The sequence below is a fragment of the Saccharothrix algeriensis genome, from assembly GCF_016907655.1.
GTDB classification, from domain to species: Bacteria; Actinomycetota; Actinomycetes; order Mycobacteriales; family Pseudonocardiaceae; genus Actinosynnema; species Actinosynnema algeriense.
The window spans coordinates 5,377,604-5,393,496 of record NZ_JAFBCL010000001.1 but is presented as its reverse complement, the minus strand read 5'-3'; the positions used below and the strand labels follow the sequence as shown (position 1 = coordinate 5,393,496).

Annotated in this window: 12 protein-coding genes; 6 read left to right on the top strand and 6 right to left on the bottom strand. The window is 75.0% G+C overall.

What is annotated here, in order from left to right; genetic code table 11:
• The first annotated feature begins 7 nt into the window (after positions 1 to 7).
• The gene (locus tag JOE68_RS24700; RefSeq protein WP_204844650.1) at positions 8 to 3,670 is read left to right on the top strand and encodes a patatin-like protein; all 3,663 of its coding nucleotides are present in this window, start codon (positions 8 to 10) and stop codon (positions 3,668 to 3,670) included.
• A gap of 58 nt (positions 3,671 to 3,728) precedes the next feature.
• Here the strand turns inward: JOE68_RS24700 and JOE68_RS24695 are convergent, their stop codons facing one another.
• Positions 3,729 to 5,750: a glycosyltransferase gene (locus JOE68_RS24695; protein WP_204844649.1), complete on the bottom strand. Its 2,022-nt coding sequence runs from the start codon at positions 5,748 to 5,750 to the stop codon at positions 3,729 to 3,731.
• The gene (locus JOE68_RS24690) at positions 5,747 to 6,364 is read right to left on the bottom strand and encodes a DUF998 domain-containing protein (RefSeq protein ID WP_204844648.1); all 618 of its coding nucleotides are present in this window, start codon (positions 6,362 to 6,364) and stop codon (positions 5,747 to 5,749) included. The genes JOE68_RS24695 and JOE68_RS24690 overlap by 4 nt, the downstream gene beginning before the upstream one ends.
• 163 nt (positions 6,365 to 6,527) lie before the next feature.
• On the opposite strand from JOE68_RS24690, the gene JOE68_RS24685 reads away from it, so the two are divergent.
• The 3 genes from JOE68_RS24685 to JOE68_RS24675 all read left to right on the top strand — a co-directional run bounded on the left by JOE68_RS24685 (position 6,528) and on the right by JOE68_RS24675 (position 9,267).
• Positions 6,528 to 7,433 carry an ABC transporter ATP-binding protein gene (locus JOE68_RS24685; RefSeq protein ID WP_204846272.1) on the top strand — a complete coding sequence of 302 codons (906 nt, stop codon included), beginning with the start codon at positions 6,528 to 6,530 and terminating at the stop codon, positions 7,431 to 7,433.
• A gap of 59 nt (positions 7,434 to 7,492) precedes the next feature.
• On the top strand, positions 7,493 to 8,212 hold the full coding sequence (locus JOE68_RS24680; protein ID WP_204846271.1) for an ABC transporter permease: 720 nt from the start codon (positions 7,493 to 7,495) through the stop codon (positions 8,210 to 8,212).
• A gap of 107 nt (positions 8,213 to 8,319) precedes the next feature.
• A complete protein-coding gene (locus JOE68_RS24675; RefSeq protein ID WP_372443335.1) occupies positions 8,320 to 9,267 on the top strand; it encodes a COX15/CtaA family protein in 948 nt (315 codons plus the stop codon).
• Here JOE68_RS24675 and JOE68_RS24670 read toward each other — a convergent pair.
• From JOE68_RS24670 to JOE68_RS24655, 4 genes are read right to left on the bottom strand one after another with little or no spacing between them, the layout of a single operon-like run.
• Complete coding sequence (locus tag JOE68_RS24670) at positions 9,204 to 9,668, bottom strand: GbsR/MarR family transcriptional regulator (protein WP_204844646.1); 465 nt, start codon at positions 9,666 to 9,668, stop codon at positions 9,204 to 9,206. The two genes, JOE68_RS24675 and JOE68_RS24670, sit on opposite strands and share 64 nt — an antisense overlap.
• 44 nt (positions 9,669 to 9,712) lie before the next feature.
• On the bottom strand, positions 9,713 to 10,228 hold the full coding sequence (locus tag JOE68_RS24665) for a DUF742 domain-containing protein (RefSeq protein ID WP_204844645.1): 516 nt from the start codon (positions 10,226 to 10,228) through the stop codon (positions 9,713 to 9,715).
• Positions 10,229 to 10,235: 7 nt separating this feature from the next.
• Positions 10,236 to 10,679 carry a roadblock/LC7 domain-containing protein gene (locus JOE68_RS24660; RefSeq protein ID WP_204844644.1) on the bottom strand — a complete coding sequence of 148 codons (444 nt, stop codon included), beginning with the start codon at positions 10,677 to 10,679 and terminating at the stop codon, positions 10,236 to 10,238.
• Positions 10,676 to 13,501: a sensor histidine kinase gene (locus JOE68_RS24655; protein WP_307819871.1), complete on the bottom strand. Its 2,826-nt coding sequence runs from the start codon at positions 13,499 to 13,501 to the stop codon at positions 10,676 to 10,678. The genes JOE68_RS24660 and JOE68_RS24655 overlap by 4 nt, the downstream gene beginning before the upstream one ends.
• Positions 13,502 to 13,897: 396 nt before the next feature.
• Between JOE68_RS24655 and JOE68_RS24650 the strand changes: the two genes are divergently transcribed.
• Positions 13,898 to 14,305: a DUF485 domain-containing protein gene (locus JOE68_RS24650; protein WP_204844642.1), complete on the top strand. Its 408-nt coding sequence runs from the start codon at positions 13,898 to 13,900 to the stop codon at positions 14,303 to 14,305.
• On the top strand, positions 14,302 to 15,879 hold the full coding sequence (locus JOE68_RS24645) for a monocarboxylic acid transporter (RefSeq protein ID WP_204844641.1): 1,578 nt from the start codon (positions 14,302 to 14,304) through the stop codon (positions 15,877 to 15,879). Before JOE68_RS24650 ends, JOE68_RS24645 begins: the two co-directional genes overlap by 4 nt.
• The last annotated feature ends 14 nt before the right edge of the window (positions 15,880 to 15,893 follow it).

Sequence of the window (15,893 nt, the reverse complement as noted above, 5' to 3'; positions counted from 1 at the left end):
GCGCGTGGTGGCCGACGTGCCGCAGGAGCAGATCCGGTTCGCCGTCGTCCTCAACGGCGGGGTCAGCCTGGCCGTGTGGATGGGCGGGGTGGTGCTCGAACTCGACCGGTTGACGAGGGGGGACGGCGCGTACGCCGACCTGCTGGCCGCGGTGGGCAGCACGGCGCGGGCCGATGTCATCACCGGCACCTCCGCCGGCGGCATCAACGGCGCGGCGCTGGCGCTGTCGCAGGTCAACGCGAACGCCAAGCTGGAGCGCCTGCGCGACCTGTGGGCCGAGCAGGGGCGGATGGAGCAGCTGCTGCGCACCCCGTTCCGCGGCTCCCCCGTCTCGCTGCTCAAGGGCGACGAGTTCTTCCTGCCCCGCCTGCGTGAAGCGCTCGACCGGCTGACCACGGACTTCGCGCCGACCCCGGTCGACGAGCGGCCGGTGGACCTGCGCATCACGACGACCCTGCTGGCGGGCGTGCCGACCGTCAGCCACGACGACCTGGGCCAGACCCTCGTCCAGTCCTCCCACCAGGGCAGCTTCTGGTTCCGCCGGGACCCGGCCGGCGAGCGGGACGACTTCGCCGCCGACGGGCTGCCGACCCTGGTGGACCGGATGGCGCTGGCCGCGCGCTCGTCGGCGTCGTTCCCGTTCGCCTTCGAGCCCTCCTACGTGCCGGTCACGCCGGAGGCCGCCGGCGGCGACCGCCCGAACATGGCCGAGGTCGCGTCGTGGGCGAACGGCTCGGACAACCGGTCCCGGTACGCGGTCGACGGCGGCGTGCTGGTCAACACCCCGACCCGGGAGGCCCTCGACGCCATCGACCGGATGCCCGCCGAGGGCCCGGTGCGGCGGGTGATGCTGCTGGTCTTCCCGCACGCGCGCGAGTCCGCCGACGAGGTCACCGCCCCGGTGGACGGCGCGCTGCCCAGCACCATCGGCACCGGCGCGAAGCTGCTCGCCGCGCTGACCAGCCAGAGCAGCCGCACCTACGTGGAGCGGATCGAGGAGCACAACCGCCTGGCCGCGTCCCGGCGGGGCGGGCGCAGCGCGCTGCTGGACCGGCTCGCGGCGGGCGGCTCGGTCACCGGCAAGCTCTACGCGCTGGCGTCGACCCTGCACGACCACTACGAGGACGTGCGGATCCGCCACGCGGCGCGGGACATCACCGCCCGGCAGTTCGAGGTGCCGGGCGCGAACGCGGCCGGGTGGACCTTCGAGCGGGTGCGGGCGGCGGCCGAGGCGGCGCAGCGGTCGCACCTGGCCAAGTGGGGCGCCCTGCCCTACGTGCCGACCAGGCCGCAGCCCGCCGCGCTGCCCGCGGCCGGCTGGCCGTGGGGCGTCGGGATGGCCGACCGGCTCGCCTCGGCCGCGATGGACCTGCTCAAGCGCATGGTCTGGGTGGTGCCCGACAGCCTGGACGAGGAGGGCCGGCTGGCGCACGCCCGAACCAACCTGTTCCAGGTGCGCGCGCGGCTGCGGTCGGCCCGCGCCGAGCTGGACGCCCAGTGGACGACCGGTGAGCAGCAGCCGCTGAACCAAGCCTACTGGGAGGGCCGGGTGGAGGCGTTCGCCGCCGGGATGCTCTCCGCCGACGGCGCCGGGCAGCGGGTGCGGACCCAGGTGGAGCGCATCGGCGGCATCCTCGGCGACGCGCGCGACGTGCTCGACCGGCTCGACGACGACCGGGTGGCCATGGCGGGGCTGAAGTCCTGGCGCGCGCTGCTGACCGAGGCGCGCACCGCCGACGAGGCCGCGGCCGGGCTGGTGGGCGGCGACCTGTGGCTGTCACGGGTGCTGGCGCTGGAGGTCGCGGCGACCTGCCTGGCCGACGAGGCGCGCCCCGGCCCGGACCAGGCCGTGGACCTGGTGCAGATCAGCCTCCAGACGCGCAACGCGTTCGCCGACCACAGCGTGACCCCCGACGACAAGGCGGGCGGCGCGTCGCTGAGCCGGTTCTCCGGGTTCCTCAAGCGGTCCTGGCGGGTCAACGACTGGATCTGGGGCCGGATGGACGGCGCGACCATGCTGTGCAAGGTCGTGTTCGACCCCGGCCGCCTGCTGCGCATCGACCGGCTCGCCGGCGGCGGGGCCCCGCCCCGGCAGCGGGCCGAGGAGCTGGTCGGCGGCCTGGTGCGCGGGCTGTTCGGCGACGGCGTGCCCGACCGGCTGCGGCCCGCCGTGGAGGCGGCGACCGAGGAGCTGGCCGCGGTCTACGCCGACCCCGAGGGCGACCACCCGCCGACCTGCCGGGCGCTGGCGGAGCTGGCCGCGTGGGGCCTGCACGTGCGGATCATCTGCGAGGAGCTGCCCGCCCTGCGCGCGGCGATCCTGGCCGACCGCAACGAGGGCGCGGACCGGCGCTCGCGCGGGGAGCTGTTCCTGGAGGAGCAGGCGGCGCTGCTGGCGAAGCTGCCGGCGCGCACCGACGCCGAGCGGGTCGAGATCGGCATGGAGGCGCTGAGCGCGTTCGACCGCGCCGGGATCGGGCGCGAGCCGCTGTCCCAGGAAGCCTCCAGCGACCAGGTGATCCGGACGGCGGCGACGGCCGCCGCGGTGGCGATCACCGTGGCCGACAGCGAGCAGTCCGGGCTCGGCCCGGCGAAGCCGCTGACCCGCGCGCTGCGCGGGGCGGCGCTGCTGCCGTACTGGACGATCACCGGGCTGACCAGGGGCGGGCAGCTCGCGCAGTTCCTGGGGCTGCTGGGGTTCGCGCTGGGCGGCGCGCTGCTGGTGCTGGCGCTGTTCGACCTGCTGCCGCCGTGGGCGGTGGGGCCGGCGGCGGCGTTCGGCAGCGGCACCCTGCTGGCCGCCTTCGGCTACGCCGCGCTGCGCTCCGGGACGCTGCTGCACGGGCTGGTGCTGCTCTCGCCGGTGATACCGCTGATGGCCGTGGCCGTCGACCGCACGCGGACCGCGCTGACCGCGGGCGACACCGGCGAGCGGGCGGTCACCGGCATGGTGGCCGTCGGCGGGGTGGCGCTCGTGGTGGTGGGGCTGCTGGTGATCGGCAGCCTGCCCGCGCCGGTCGGGACGCCGCTGGCGGTGCTCAAGGGCATCCGCGTGCGGCCCCGGCTGCTGCTGCGGGTGCTGGTGGTCGCGCTGATCGTGGCCGGGATCTGGGCCGTGGTCCGGTACCGGCTCTACGACGTGGACGCGTCGCTGGTGGTGGTCGGCACGGCGGTGGCGATCCTGTTCGGCGTGGTGGCCTCGCTGCGGCTGGGGCGCTCGCTCCAGCGGTGGCGCAGGGTCGGCGGCCGGTGGGAGACCGAGCACGCCGAGCCGCCCGCCGCCGCGACCGCCGGGTGGGCCGCCGTGTACGGGTCGGTCCTGCTGGTGGGCGCGGCGGCGGTGCAGGTGCTCACGCTGCGGTTCGTCGGCTGGGAGGCGGTGCTGGCCACGGCGCTGTCGTTCGGCCTGGTGCTGCTGCTGGTGACGACGTGGTGGGTGCCGCTGAAGGCGCGGCGGCGCATCGCGCGCAACCTGGTGGAGCAGTCGTCCTTCGTGGACTTCGCGGGCGACGTGCCGGGCGGGCTGCTCAAGCGGCTGGAGGGCCACGCGATGCTGTTCCGCTTCCTGACCACCCTGGACCCCTCCGGCCGGCCCGTGCTGGGCCCCGGCGGCCTCCGGGTCGCGCAGCGGATCGCGCGGCTGCAGGCCACCGGGGTGGACGACGACTGACCCGCGGGCGCCGGGCCCGCGACCCGGCGCGCCGGGCGCCCCCGCGCGGGGCGCGCCGTCAGGCCGCCACCGCCGCCGGCCGCACCACCGCGGGCAGGCCGATCGCCCGCGCGTACAGCGACTCGAACGCCGCCAGCGTCGACCCGATCGCGTGCGACGCGATCAGCTCGCTGCTGGCCGCGCCCATCCGCGCCGTCACCGCCGGGTCGGCGGTCACCGAGTGGAGGCGGTCGGCCAGCCCCGCGACGTCGCCGGGCGTGAACAGCCAGCCGTTGCGCCCCGGCCGGCACAGGTGCGGCAGGGCCATCGCGTCGGCCACCACCACCGGCTTGCCCGCGGCCATCGCCTCCATGGTCGCCAGGCTCTGCAGCTCCGCGATGCCCGGCATGCAGAACACGTCCGCGCCCTTGTAGGCGTCCAGCAGCTCCTCCTCCCCCACGAAGCCGCGGAAGCGCACGCGGTCGGCGATGCCCAGCTGCGCGGCCAGCTGCTCCCACCGCGCCCGGCACGAGCCGTCGCCCACGACGTCGGCGTGCAGGCTGGGCACCAGCGCCACCGCGCGCAGCAGCTCGTCGACCCGCTTCTCCTCGTCCAGGCGGCCCACGAACAGCACCGTCGGCCCCTCGTTGGTCCGCACGGCCGGGCGCAGGCGGTAGCGGTCGATGTCGATGCCGCACGAGACCGGGACCGCGCGGGCCGGGAAACCGTTGTCGTGCAGCAGCTGCACGGCGCGCGGCGTCGGCGCGGTGACCACGTCGGCCCGGCCGAACACCCGGGCCAGGTCGCGGTAGGCCCAGCGCGCGGCGACGCCCCGCAGCCACGCCGGGACGCGCGCGTGGCCGAACAGGTTCTCCGGCATGAAGTGGTTGGTGGCCACCGTCGGCACGCCCATCTCCGCCGCGTGCCGCAGCACGTACCGGCCCACCACGAAGTGCGCCTGGACGTGCACCAGGTCCGGCCGCAGCCGCGCGAGCAGCGCCCGCACGTCCTTGTCCACCTGCCACGGCAGGCCGATGCGGAACGTGCGGTGGAACGGCGTGCGGTGCGACCTGAGCCGGTGGACGGTGATGCCGTCGACGTGCTCGGTGCGGGCCGCGCCGACCGGGTCGACGGCGATCACGTGCACGTCGTGGCCGCGGCCGGCGAGGCCGGTGGCGAGGCGGTGGGCGAACCGGGCGGCGCCGTTGACGTCCGGGGGGAACGTCTCCGCGGCGATCACGATCCGCATGGCGCGACCGTCGTTCACTGTGCTCTCCGATCTGGTAGGTGCGGGAAGGTCCTGCTTGCGGGCCAGCAGCGCGACCCCGCCGACGGCGGCGGCGGCGCAGGCGAGTTCGGCCAGGGCGACCGGCCCGCTGGTCCGGGTCGCCTCCCCCAGCAGCCCCGCGCCGATGCCGACGGCGACGAGCGGGTCCACCACGGTGAGGCAGGCCACCGCCAGGTGCGGCGGCCCACTGGCGTAGGCGTGCTGGGTGAACCAGCCGCCGACGAGCAGGGCGGCGGCGATGCCCGCCGCCGAGAGACCGGTCGACCACGCCACCGCGCCCTGCTGGACGTCCTGGGACACCGAGCGCATGAGCACCGAGACGTAGCCGTAGGCGACGCCGCCCGCCGCGCCGAAGCCCAGCGCGCGCACGGCCGGCCGGGTCGCCAGCACGCCGAGCAGGCCGGGCGCGGACACCAGGCCCAGCGCCAGCAGCCCGGCGGTCAGCTCGGCCTCCGGCGCGACCGGGGTGGCCGTGGCGCTGCCCGCCGCGAGGAGCACGAACGCCCCGACCCCGGCCGTGGTCAGCGCCACGGCCGGCAGTTCGCGGCGGCGGCCGTCGAGCACCGCGGTGATGCCGATGGCGAGCACGCCGACGGGCTGCACGACGCTCAGCGGCGCCATGCCCAGCGCCACCGCGTGCACCGCGGAGCCCGCGACCAGCAGCGCCAGGCCCGCCAGCCAGCGCGGCCGGCGCAGCAGGGCCGGCACGCGCAGGGCGCCCCCGGCGGCGTGCACGGCGTCGTGCTGCAACCGGGCGGCGAAGGCGAAGAACGCCGCGCCGACCACCGCCAGGACCACGGCGAGCCAGGTCACGACCGCACCTCCCGCCCGACGGCGGCGGCCAGCGCGAACAGCAGGCCGTACAGCAGGGCGAACAGCACGCGCTCGAAAAGGCCGAGCAGCACGGCCCCTTCGTAGGACAGCGTCACGTGGCTGGCCATGAATGCCAACGAGGTGATCCCGGCCGCGACGGAAAAACGACGCACGGCGGTACAGGAAATGAACCGGCGGGAAATCAGGTAACCGGCCAGCGGCAGGCTCGCGAACATCACCGCGCCCGCGTACCGGTGCACCGCGCCGGAGAACGACGTGGGCGCCCCGGTCGGGTCGGTCGGGAACACCGCGGCCACCGCCAACCCCGCCGCCCACAGCCCCATCAGCACCGCCACCGGCCCCCGCCTGGGCAAACCCCGCCGGACCAGCACCACCAGCAGCGCCACGGACGCCGCCGCCAGCGACAGCGCCGTCACCGCCAGCAACCCCGAGCCGTTGGCGACGAAGATGTAATCGCTGATCGTGTGGCTGATCGGGCTCAACTCGCCGACCGCCACCACGTGCAGGTAACCGATCGGGAGCAACGACAGGACAAGGCCCGCGACGGCCAGCGGCAACACCGCCGCACGTCTTTTCCCCCGGATCTGCGCCACACCGGAATCCTGTCCGCGCCACCGGCCCGGAACTATCCGGATTGCCCCCGAGGAAACCCTGAGGGAACCCCGACCACCCCGGTGGGGCTGACCCCACCCCCGCGCTCCCCCGCGCCACGCCCTAGGCTCTGCCGTCGTGAGCCCGCACCCCCAGCACCCTGCCGTGGAAGTGTCGGGGCTGGTCAAGCGATACGGCTCGGTCGTCGCGGTGAACGGACTCGACCTCACCCTCGACCACGGCACGGTGCTCGCCCTGCTCGGCCCCAACGGCGCCGGCAAGACCACCACCGTCGAGGTGTGCGAGGGCTTCCGGCGCGCCGACGGCGGGCAGGTGCGCGTGCTGGGCATGGACCCGCGCTCACCGCAGCTGCGCCCCCGCGTCGGCGTCATGCCGCAGGGCGGCGGCGGCTACCCGGGCGTGCGCGCGGACGAGATGCTGCGGCTGGTCGCGACCTGCGCCGCCGACCCGCTGGACCCGGCGTGGCTGCTCGACGTCCTGGGCCTGTCCGGGGTCGGGCGCACCCCCTACAAGCGGCTGTCCGGCGGGCAGCAGCAGCGGCTGTCGCTGGCCTGCGCGCTGGTGGGTCGCCCCGAGCTGGTGTTCCTGGACGAGCCGACCGCCGGCATGGACCCCCAGGCCCGCCGCCTGGTGTGGGACCTGGTCGGCGCGCTGCGCTCGGACGGCGTCGGCGTGCTGCTGACCACGCACCTGATGGACGAGGCCGAAGCGCTGGCCGACCGGGTGGTGATCGTGGACGCGGGCCGCGTCGTCGCCGCCGGCACCCCCGCCGAGCTGACCGCCCACCGCGGCGACGACCAGCAGCTGCGCTTCCGCGCGCGCCCCGGCCTGGACCTCGCGCTGCTGACCGACGCGCTGCCCGAGGGGTTGCGGGTGCGCGAGGCGACCCGCGGCGCGTACCTGGTGCAGGGCCGCATCGACCCGCAGGTGGTGTCGACCGTGACGTCGTGGTGCGCGCAGCAGGGCGTGCTGGCCGAGGAGCTGACGGTGGCCAAGCGGAGCCTGGAAGACGTCTTCCTGGACCTGACCGGACGGGAGCTGCGCTCGTGACCGGACCCTTCGCCCCCGGCACCTTCACCCCCGCGCCCGGCCGCGGCAGCCTCCCGCGGATGCTGTGGTCGCAGGCCCGCACCGAAGCCGTGCTGACCCTGCGCAACGGCGAGCAGGTCCTGCTCACCGTGCTGATCCCGGTCGCGCTGCTGGTCGCGCTGGCGCTCCTGCCCGTCATCCCGGTGCCCGAACCCCGGGCCGGCTCGGCGGTGGCGCGCGTGCTGGCGCTGGCGGTGATCTCCTCGGCGTTCACCGGGCAGGCCATCGCCCTCGGCTTCGACCGCCGCTACGGGGTGCTCAAGCGGCTGGCCGCCACCGCCCTGCCCCGCTGGCTGCTGGTGGCCGGGCGGATCACCGCCGGGTTCGCCGTGGTCGCGGTGCAGGTGCTGATCCTGGTGGCCGTGGCGCTGCCGCTGGGCTGGCGACCGCCGGCCGCGGGCGGGCTGCTGTGGGCCGCCGCGCTGCTGGCGCTGGGGACCCTGGCCTTCGGCGCGCTGGGCGTGCTGCTCGGCGGGGCGCTGCGCGCGGAGATCGTGCTCGCGCTGGCCAACATCGTCTGGTTCGTGCTGCTGCTGGTCGGCGGCGTCGCCCTGGGCGTGGCCGACCTGCCGCCGGCGCTGTCCGCGGTGGTCGAGCTGCTGCCGTCGGCGGCCCTGGCCGAAGGCTTGCACACCGCCGTGGTCGACGGCCGCGCCCCCGGCCTGCGACCGGTGCTGGTGCTGCTCGGGTGGGGCGCGGGGGCCGCCGCCCTGGCCACCCGCACCACGCGCCTGAGCTAGGCCCCGCGCCGGACCACGCGGACCGCGCGCGGCCCGGCGCGGCGACCCCGGGCCGCCCGATCACCCGGACCCGCGCGCGCCCTCTCAGCTCGCAGTACCTACCATCGGTGACCGTGCCCCCCTGGTTCACCGCCCCGATCGTCAAGTTCCAGCGCGCCTTCGCCATCGCCGTGGTGATCGCCGAGGCCGGCATCGCGGTCACCGGGTCGGTCGTGCGCGTCACCGGGTCCGGGCTGGGGTGCCCCACCTGGCCGCAGTGCGTCGCCGGCAGCCTCGTGCCGGTCGAGCACCCCGAGGTCGCCCCGCTCAACCAGTGGGTCGAGTTCGGCAACCGCACCCTCACCGGCGTGGTCGGCATCATCGCCGCGCTGTGCGTGCTGTCCGCCTGGTTCAACCGGCCGCGCCGGCCGCGGGTGCTCAAGCTCGCGCTCGTCCAGCTCGGCGGCGTGGTGCTCCAGGCCGTGATCGGCGGGATCCTCGTGCTGATCGACCTGCTGTGGTGGGCGGTCAGCATCCACATGCTGGTGTCGATGGTGCTGGTCTGGGCCGCGGTGCTGCTGGTCGCCGCGCTGCGCGAGGGCGACGGGCCCGCCGTGCCGCTGGTGTCGCGCAACGTCGTGCGGCTCCAGGTCGTGCAGGCCGTCGTGCTGGGGCTGCTCATGCTGGCCGGCACGTTCGTCACCGCCGCCGGGCCGCACGCGGGCGACGCCGCCACGCCCCGGCTCGACCTGCCGGTGCCCACGCTGGCGCAGATCCACGCCGACCTGCTGTTCCTGTTCCTCGGGATGCTGGTCGCGCTGGGCTTCATGCTCGGCCACCACGCCCGGCGCGCCTACGCGACCCTGGTCGCCGTGGTGGTCGCGCAGGGCGCGGTGGGCATGGTGCAGTACTGGACCGGGGTGCCCGAGGTGCTGGTCTCGGTCCACGTGCTCGGCGCCGGCGCCGTCGTCATCGCCACCGCGAACCTGTGGACCGCGACCCGCGTGCGGCCTCACCTCGACGAGCCGGGCCTGCGCTCCCAGACGGCCGGCAGCTCCGTCGCCAGCCACGTGTAGAGGTCGTCCACGGCGCGCAGCCGCATCGCCCGCTCCGGGTCGCCGCTCATCAGCCGCATCCCGGCCTCGGTCAGCTCGCGGACGCTGACCAGCGCGTCCAGCTTGCGCTGCACCAGGTCGGCCCACTTCTTCTCGTTGATCCGGTACTGCGCCGCCTCCCGGCCCCGCCGCGTCCGCTTGGTCACCAGGCCGGCGTTGACCAGGAACTTCAGGTTCGTGGAGATGGAACCGCTGGACGCCTCCAGCTCCTGCGACAGCTCCGCCGCCGTCCGCTCCGACGGCAGGCACACCAGCAGGTACCCGAGGATGCGCCCGCCGATCAGCGGGATCCCCTCCTCGGCGAAGTGCGCGGCGAACCGCTCGATCCACGCCGACAGCCGAGTCTCACGTCCGACACCCACCGACTACCCCCTGCTTCGGTTGACACTGAAGCCATAGTAGGCAGTCAGAGGCGGCGCAGTCCCGCCAACACGCGCTCCATCAGGCCCAGATCCGGTTGTTCGCCGTCGGCGGACGCCGTGTCGTGCACGTCGATCAGGCCCCGCTCGGCCATGTCGCCGAGCAGCACCTTCGCCACGCCCAGCGGCAGGCGCAGCAGCGCCGCCACCTCCGCCACCGACCGCGGGGCGGCCACCAGGCCGATCACCTCGTGGTGCTCGGCCTTCAGCGCGCCCGGCGGCTCCGGGTCCACCGCCGAGACCAGCGTCTCGACCTCCAGCTGGCGCGCCGACGTGGTCCGCCCGCCCGTCCACGAGTAGGGGCGCACGATCGACGCCGACTCCTCGCGCGGGTACTCGAAGTCCAGGTCGTCCTGGAACACCGGGTGCGGGCGGGTCGGGCGGTCGGCCGGGTCCGGCTCCGCCGCCCGCTCCGACCTGCGCCGCCGGTCGGAGCCGAGGCTGAACCCGTTGAGCAGGTCGGCGAACGACTGCTCGGGCGCGGACTCGTCGTCCTGGCTCATGACCACCTCACGCCGACGGGCGGGCCATCATCCGCTTCGCGCCCTGCAGCTCGGCGCGCAGCTCCGGGGTGAGGAGCTGGCCGACCTGGTCCACCACCACGGTCATCTCGTAGGCGACCTGGCCGACGTCGGCGTCCGGCGCGGCCAGCACCGCGAGGCACGAGCCGTCCCGGATCGACATCAGCAGCATGATGCCGTACTGCATCTCGATCACCGAGCGCAGCACCCCGCCGCCGTCGAAGCAGCGCGACGCCGACTCGGTGAGGCTCGCGACGCCCGCCGCGATCGCCGACAGCTGCTCGGCCCGGTCGTCCGGCAGCCCGTTGGACGCCGTGAGCAGCAGGCCGTCCACCGAGATCACCACGGCGTGGGCGACGCCCGGCACGCGTTCGGCGAAATTGCTCACCAGCCAGCCGAACTGGTCGACCTGGCGTGACCTCTGCCCGCTCATGTTGTGCTCTCCCGCCCCGTTCGGTTCTCACCGGAGTCCCGCACACCTTGCCGGACCCCCGTCTGGTAGCTGGCCAGGAACCCGCGTGTCGCGTTCGGATCCCTCCGGACGGGTGCCACCGCATCGGGTGCGCCCGGCCGTTCGGCGACCAGGTTCGACCGCGGCCTGCGCTTGGGCAGCGCCGCGTCGCCCTGCTGCACCGGAGCCTCCCCCTGCCCGGGGACCTCGGCGGTCCCGGACTGTTCAACGGCCCGGTGGCGTGCGGGTTCCCCGGACCGGGTCGGGACCTGCGGTCCCGTGAACCACGTCGAGCCCGGTCGGGCCGGCGGTGGTCCCGGTGCGGGGCCGGTCGCGCCTGGTGCGGAGGTCGGCGCGGCCGGGTGCGCAGCGGGCGCGCCGGGTGCGGAGCCCGGCGCGCCGCGGGGTGGTGCTTCGGGCGCGGCCGGCGGCGCGGACCCGCCGGACGCCGCGGGCGCGGCGGTGACCGCGCGCCCGCGGAAGGACGCCCAGCCGTCCCCGCGGGGCGGGGTGGCGGGCGTCCCGGTGGTGGGAGTGGCGGTGGTGGGAGCCCCGGTGGTCGCCGGCCGGGCGGAGGTCCGGTCGGCGGGGGACGGTCCGGTCGGGCGCGACTCGGCGTGAGCCGGTGTGGCGGCGGGCGACCCCGCGGTGGACGTCCCTGCGACAGACGTCCCTGCGACAGACGTCCCTGCGGCGGACGTCCCGGCCGCGGTCGGTCCGATCTCGGGTGATCCGGCCGCGGTCGGGGCGCCGAACGCCGGGGCGGCGGGGGTCCGGTCGGCGGTGCGCGTGGCGGCGGGCGGTCCGGCGATCCGGTCGGCCGGGACCGGCGCGGAGGAGGGCGACCCGGCCGAGGCAGGCGCGCCGAACGCCGCCAGGGCGATCGGCGGCGCGGCAGCCGGGCGGGCGGCCGGCGAGGTCACCGCGCGGACCAGTTCGGCGGGCAGCGCCACGACCGCGCGCACCCCCTCGCCCTGCTCGCGCAGCGCCACCTGGATCCCGTGCCGCCCGGCGAGCCTGCCCACCACGTACAGGCCGAGCTGGCGGGACACCGGCAGCTCGGCGGAGTCGTCGGCGGTGGCCAGCGCGATCTTGCGGTTGGCCACCGCGAGGTCCTCCTCGGACATGCCGACACCGGCGTCGAGCACGTCCACCAGCACACCGCCGCCGGGCCGGGCGCGCCCGCCGACCACGACCTGCGTGCTCGGCGGGGAGAAGGTGGTGGCGTTGTCCAGCAGCTCGGCGACCAGCCGGACCAGGTCGCCCGCCGCGTAGCCGACCACCTCCACCGACGGCGTGGCCTGCACGACGACCCGCTGGTACTGCTCGATCTCCGACGCGGCGGCGCGCAGCACGTCGGCCAGCGCCACCGGGCGGGTGAAGCGGCGGGCCACGTCGCTACCGGAGAGCACCATCAGGTTCTCGTTGTTGCGCCGCATCCGGGTGGCCAGGTTGTCCAGCTTGAACAGGCCGGCGAGCTGCTCGGGGTCCTCCTCCTGCCGCTCCAGCTCCTCCATCAGCCGCAGCTGCCGCTCCACCAGGCCCTGGCTGCGGCGCGACAGGTTGATGAACGCGTTGCGCATGGCGGTGCGCAGCTCGGCCTGCTCGGCGGCGGAGCTGACCGCCTGCCGGTGCACCGCGTCGAACGCGCGGGCCAGCTGGCCCAGCTCGTCGGTGGTGTGCACGGGCACCGGGTCGACGGTGACGTCCGGCGCGGCGTTCTCGCGCAGCTGCGCGACCAGCGTGGGCAGCCGGTGGCGGGCCACGTCCAGCGCGGCGCCCCGCAGGGCGCGCAGCGACCGCAGCAGGTTGCGGCCGACGACGAAGCCCACCGCGCCGGCCGCGAACAGCGACGCGAGCAGGATCACCGACGCCGCGCCCGCCCGGTCGCTGGTCTCGTCCTGCAACCGCGTGGCGGCCCGGGTGAGCTGGTCCTCCAGGCTCCGCAGCGCGATGCCCAGCTGCCGCGAGGTGCCCACCGAGCCGTCGTGCCAGACGTCGAGGTCGATGCCGCCGCGCACCACCTCCGGGTCGTCGCGGACCAGTTGCAGCAGGCCGTTGCGGCCGTCCACGTCGCCACCCGCGACGGTCGCGCGGTACTCGGCCTGCTGCTGCGGCGTGGCGACGGCGGAGAAGTCGGCGAGCTTGTCCTGCTGGCGCGTCCAGGACTGCTCCAGCATGGTCCTCTCGTCGTCCAGCAGCGCGCCCCGGCTGATCCCGGCCAGCACGGTGGCGTGCTGCCAGGACATCTGCTCGCCGGCCATGGCGAGGTTGTGCAGGGCGGTGGCGGTGCCGGACAGCGCCGGGTCGCCGAAGTCGCCGACCATGGCCTGGTCGAAGTCCAGCAGGGCGCGCAGCACGACGCTGTAGGCGCCGATGGCGCTCGCGAGGTCGACGCTGCCCGCCGCCAGCCGCTCGCGCAGCTGCGGCAGGCCGTCGAGCTGCACGGTGACGTCCCGGAAGCGGGCGTTGGTCACCTCGCCCAGGGAGGTGGTGCGCTCGATCAGGTTGTGCACGCCGGCCGCGGCCGTGTCGGTGGCGCGCGTCAGCTCCTTGAACCGCCGGGCGTCCACGCCGGCGTTCTCCCCGCGCCGCGCGGCGAACGCGCGCTCGGCCTGCACGGCGGTGATCAGCGGGTCCAGCCCGGCACGCAGGGTGACCATCCGCTGCATGGCCGAGTAACCCTCGGAAGCCTTGACGTAGCCCCGGATCTGCACCACGCCGGCGCCGACCGCGACGAGCACCGGCACCGCCAGGACGGCGGCGAGCTTGACCGGCAGGCGCCAGTTGCGCCAGTCCGCCACAGCGCCCCACCACGGCCAGCGTGCGCTGTTGTCGCCAGTCACCAGACAAGTCCCGGGGGTGTCGGAGGAGTTGTTCCGCTACGCAAAACGACACCTGCGCGAGTTACCCGGCCGGCGGCGGATGCTGTTGCGCGATAGTAGGTCGTGTTCCGGGCCACGACAACGATCTCGGCGCATGTGCTCATCCGTTCAGATCAGTCACTCACGGTCAACGGCCCACCGCGGGTCGCGCGCAACCCGCCGGTCGTCGGGACACCGGCCGCCCCGACGGCTCCCGGCAGCGGCCCCACCAGCCGGATCTCCGGCGTTGACTGGGGGCCGCGCGCGGTTAGGCTGATCGCTCACCGAGCCGCGCTGCCCCCTGCGGTGGAGAACGAGCAGCCCCGTGGAGGACCGATGACGAAGGCGATCCCGCCGCCGGCGGACGCCCGGCGCGCCCGCGGTTTCGCGACGTTCGAGGAGCCGCCGCCGCCCCTGCTGGTGGACGAGGCGGGCCGGCCGGACTACGCCGCGATCCGGGACAGCGACGAGTTCCGCGAGCTGCGCCGCCGCACCGCGGTGTTCGTGGCGCCCGCGATCCTCGGCTTCCTGGCCTGGTACCTCGGGTACGTGGCGCTGTCGGCGTACGCGCCGGGGTTCATGGGCGCGGAGCTGGTCGGCGTGATCAACGTCGGCATGGTGTTCGGGCTGCTCCAGTTCGCCACCACGATCGCCCTGACGATGCTCTACGCCCGCTACGCCCGCCGGCGGATCGACCCGCAGGTGGCGGCCGTGCGCGCGCTGACCGCGGAGGAACGACCTTGACCGGCGGGAACACCGCGATCAACCTGGGCGTGTTCGCCGTCTTCGTGCTGATCACGCTCTACGTCGTCTACCGGGTGGGGTCGCGCAACGCCTCGGCGTCGGACTACTACGCGGCCGGCAGCAGCTTCACCGGGGCGCAGAACGGGATCGCGCTGTCGGGCGACTTCCTGTCGGCGGCGTCGTTCCTGGGCATCTCGGGCAGCATCGCGGTCAACGGCTACGACGGCTTCCTGTACTCCATCGGCTGGGTCGTGTCCTGGCTGATGGGCCTGATGATCATAGCGGAGCGGCTGCGGAACACCGGCCGGTTCACGCTGGGCGACGTGCTGGCATTCCGGATGCGGCAGCGGCCGGTGCGGGCGGCGACGGCCAACGTGACGCTGGTGATCTCGCTGTTCTACATGATCGCGCAGATGGCGGGCGCGGGCGCGCTGATGGCGCTGCTGCTGGACGTGCACACCAAGGGCGGGCAGGCGGTCGTGATCGCGGTCGTCGGCGTCGTCATGGTGCTGTACGTGCTCGTCGGCGGCATGAAGGGCACCACGTGGGTGCAGATCATCAAGGCCGTGCTGCTGATCCTGTGCGTGACGCTGATGACCGTGTTCCTGCTGGGGAAGTTCGGCTTCAGCCTGTCGTCGATCCTGGAGTCGGCGACCCGCAACACCCCGCTGGGGCCGGAGCTGCTGGAGCCCGGCGTGCGCTACGGCGGTTCCCCGTTGGCGCGCCTGGACTTCGTCTCGCTGGCGCTGGCCCTGGTGCTGGGCACGGCGTCGCTGCCGCACGTGCTGATGCGCTTCTACACGGTGCCCAACGCGCGCGAGGCGCGGCGGTCGGTGGTGTGGGCGACGTGGATGATGGCCGTGTTCTACCTGTGCACGCTGGTGATCGGCTTCGGCTCGCTGGCGCTGGTCGGGTCGGACGCGATCAGGAGCGCGCCGGGCGGCGAGAACTCGGCCGCGCCGCTGCTGGCGTTCGAGATCGGCGGCGCGGTGCTGCTGGGGATCGTGTGCGCGGTGGCGTTCGCGACGATCCTGGCGGTGGTGGCCGGCCTGACGCTGACCGCGTCGGCCTCGTTCGCGCACGACGTGTACGCCAACGTGATCAAGCGGGGGGCCGCCGAGCCGCGGTCGGAGGTGCGGGTGGCCCGGCTGACCGCCGTGGCGGTGGGGCTGCTGGCCATCGCGGGCGGCATCGCGGCGAACGGGCAGAACGTGGCGTTCCTGGTGGCGCTGGCGTTCGCGCTGGCGGCGTCGGCGAACCTGTCGACCATCATCTACTCGATGTTCTGGAAGCGGTTCAACACCAACGGGACGCTGTGGGCGATCTACGGCGGGCTCGGGTCGTGCGTCCTGCTGATCGCCTTCTCCCCGGCCGTGTCCGGGACGAAGACCTCGGTCCTGCCGGACGTGGACTTCGCCTGGTTCCCGCTGGGCAACCCGGGCCTGGTGTCGATCCCGTTCTCGTTCCTGTGCGGGTGGCTGGGGACGCTGCTGAGCCGGGAGGCGGCGGACCCGGCGAAGCAGGCCGAGATGGAGGTCCGCTCGCTGACCGGGATCGGGTCGGGGCTGCGGTAGCGGCGGCGCCCGCC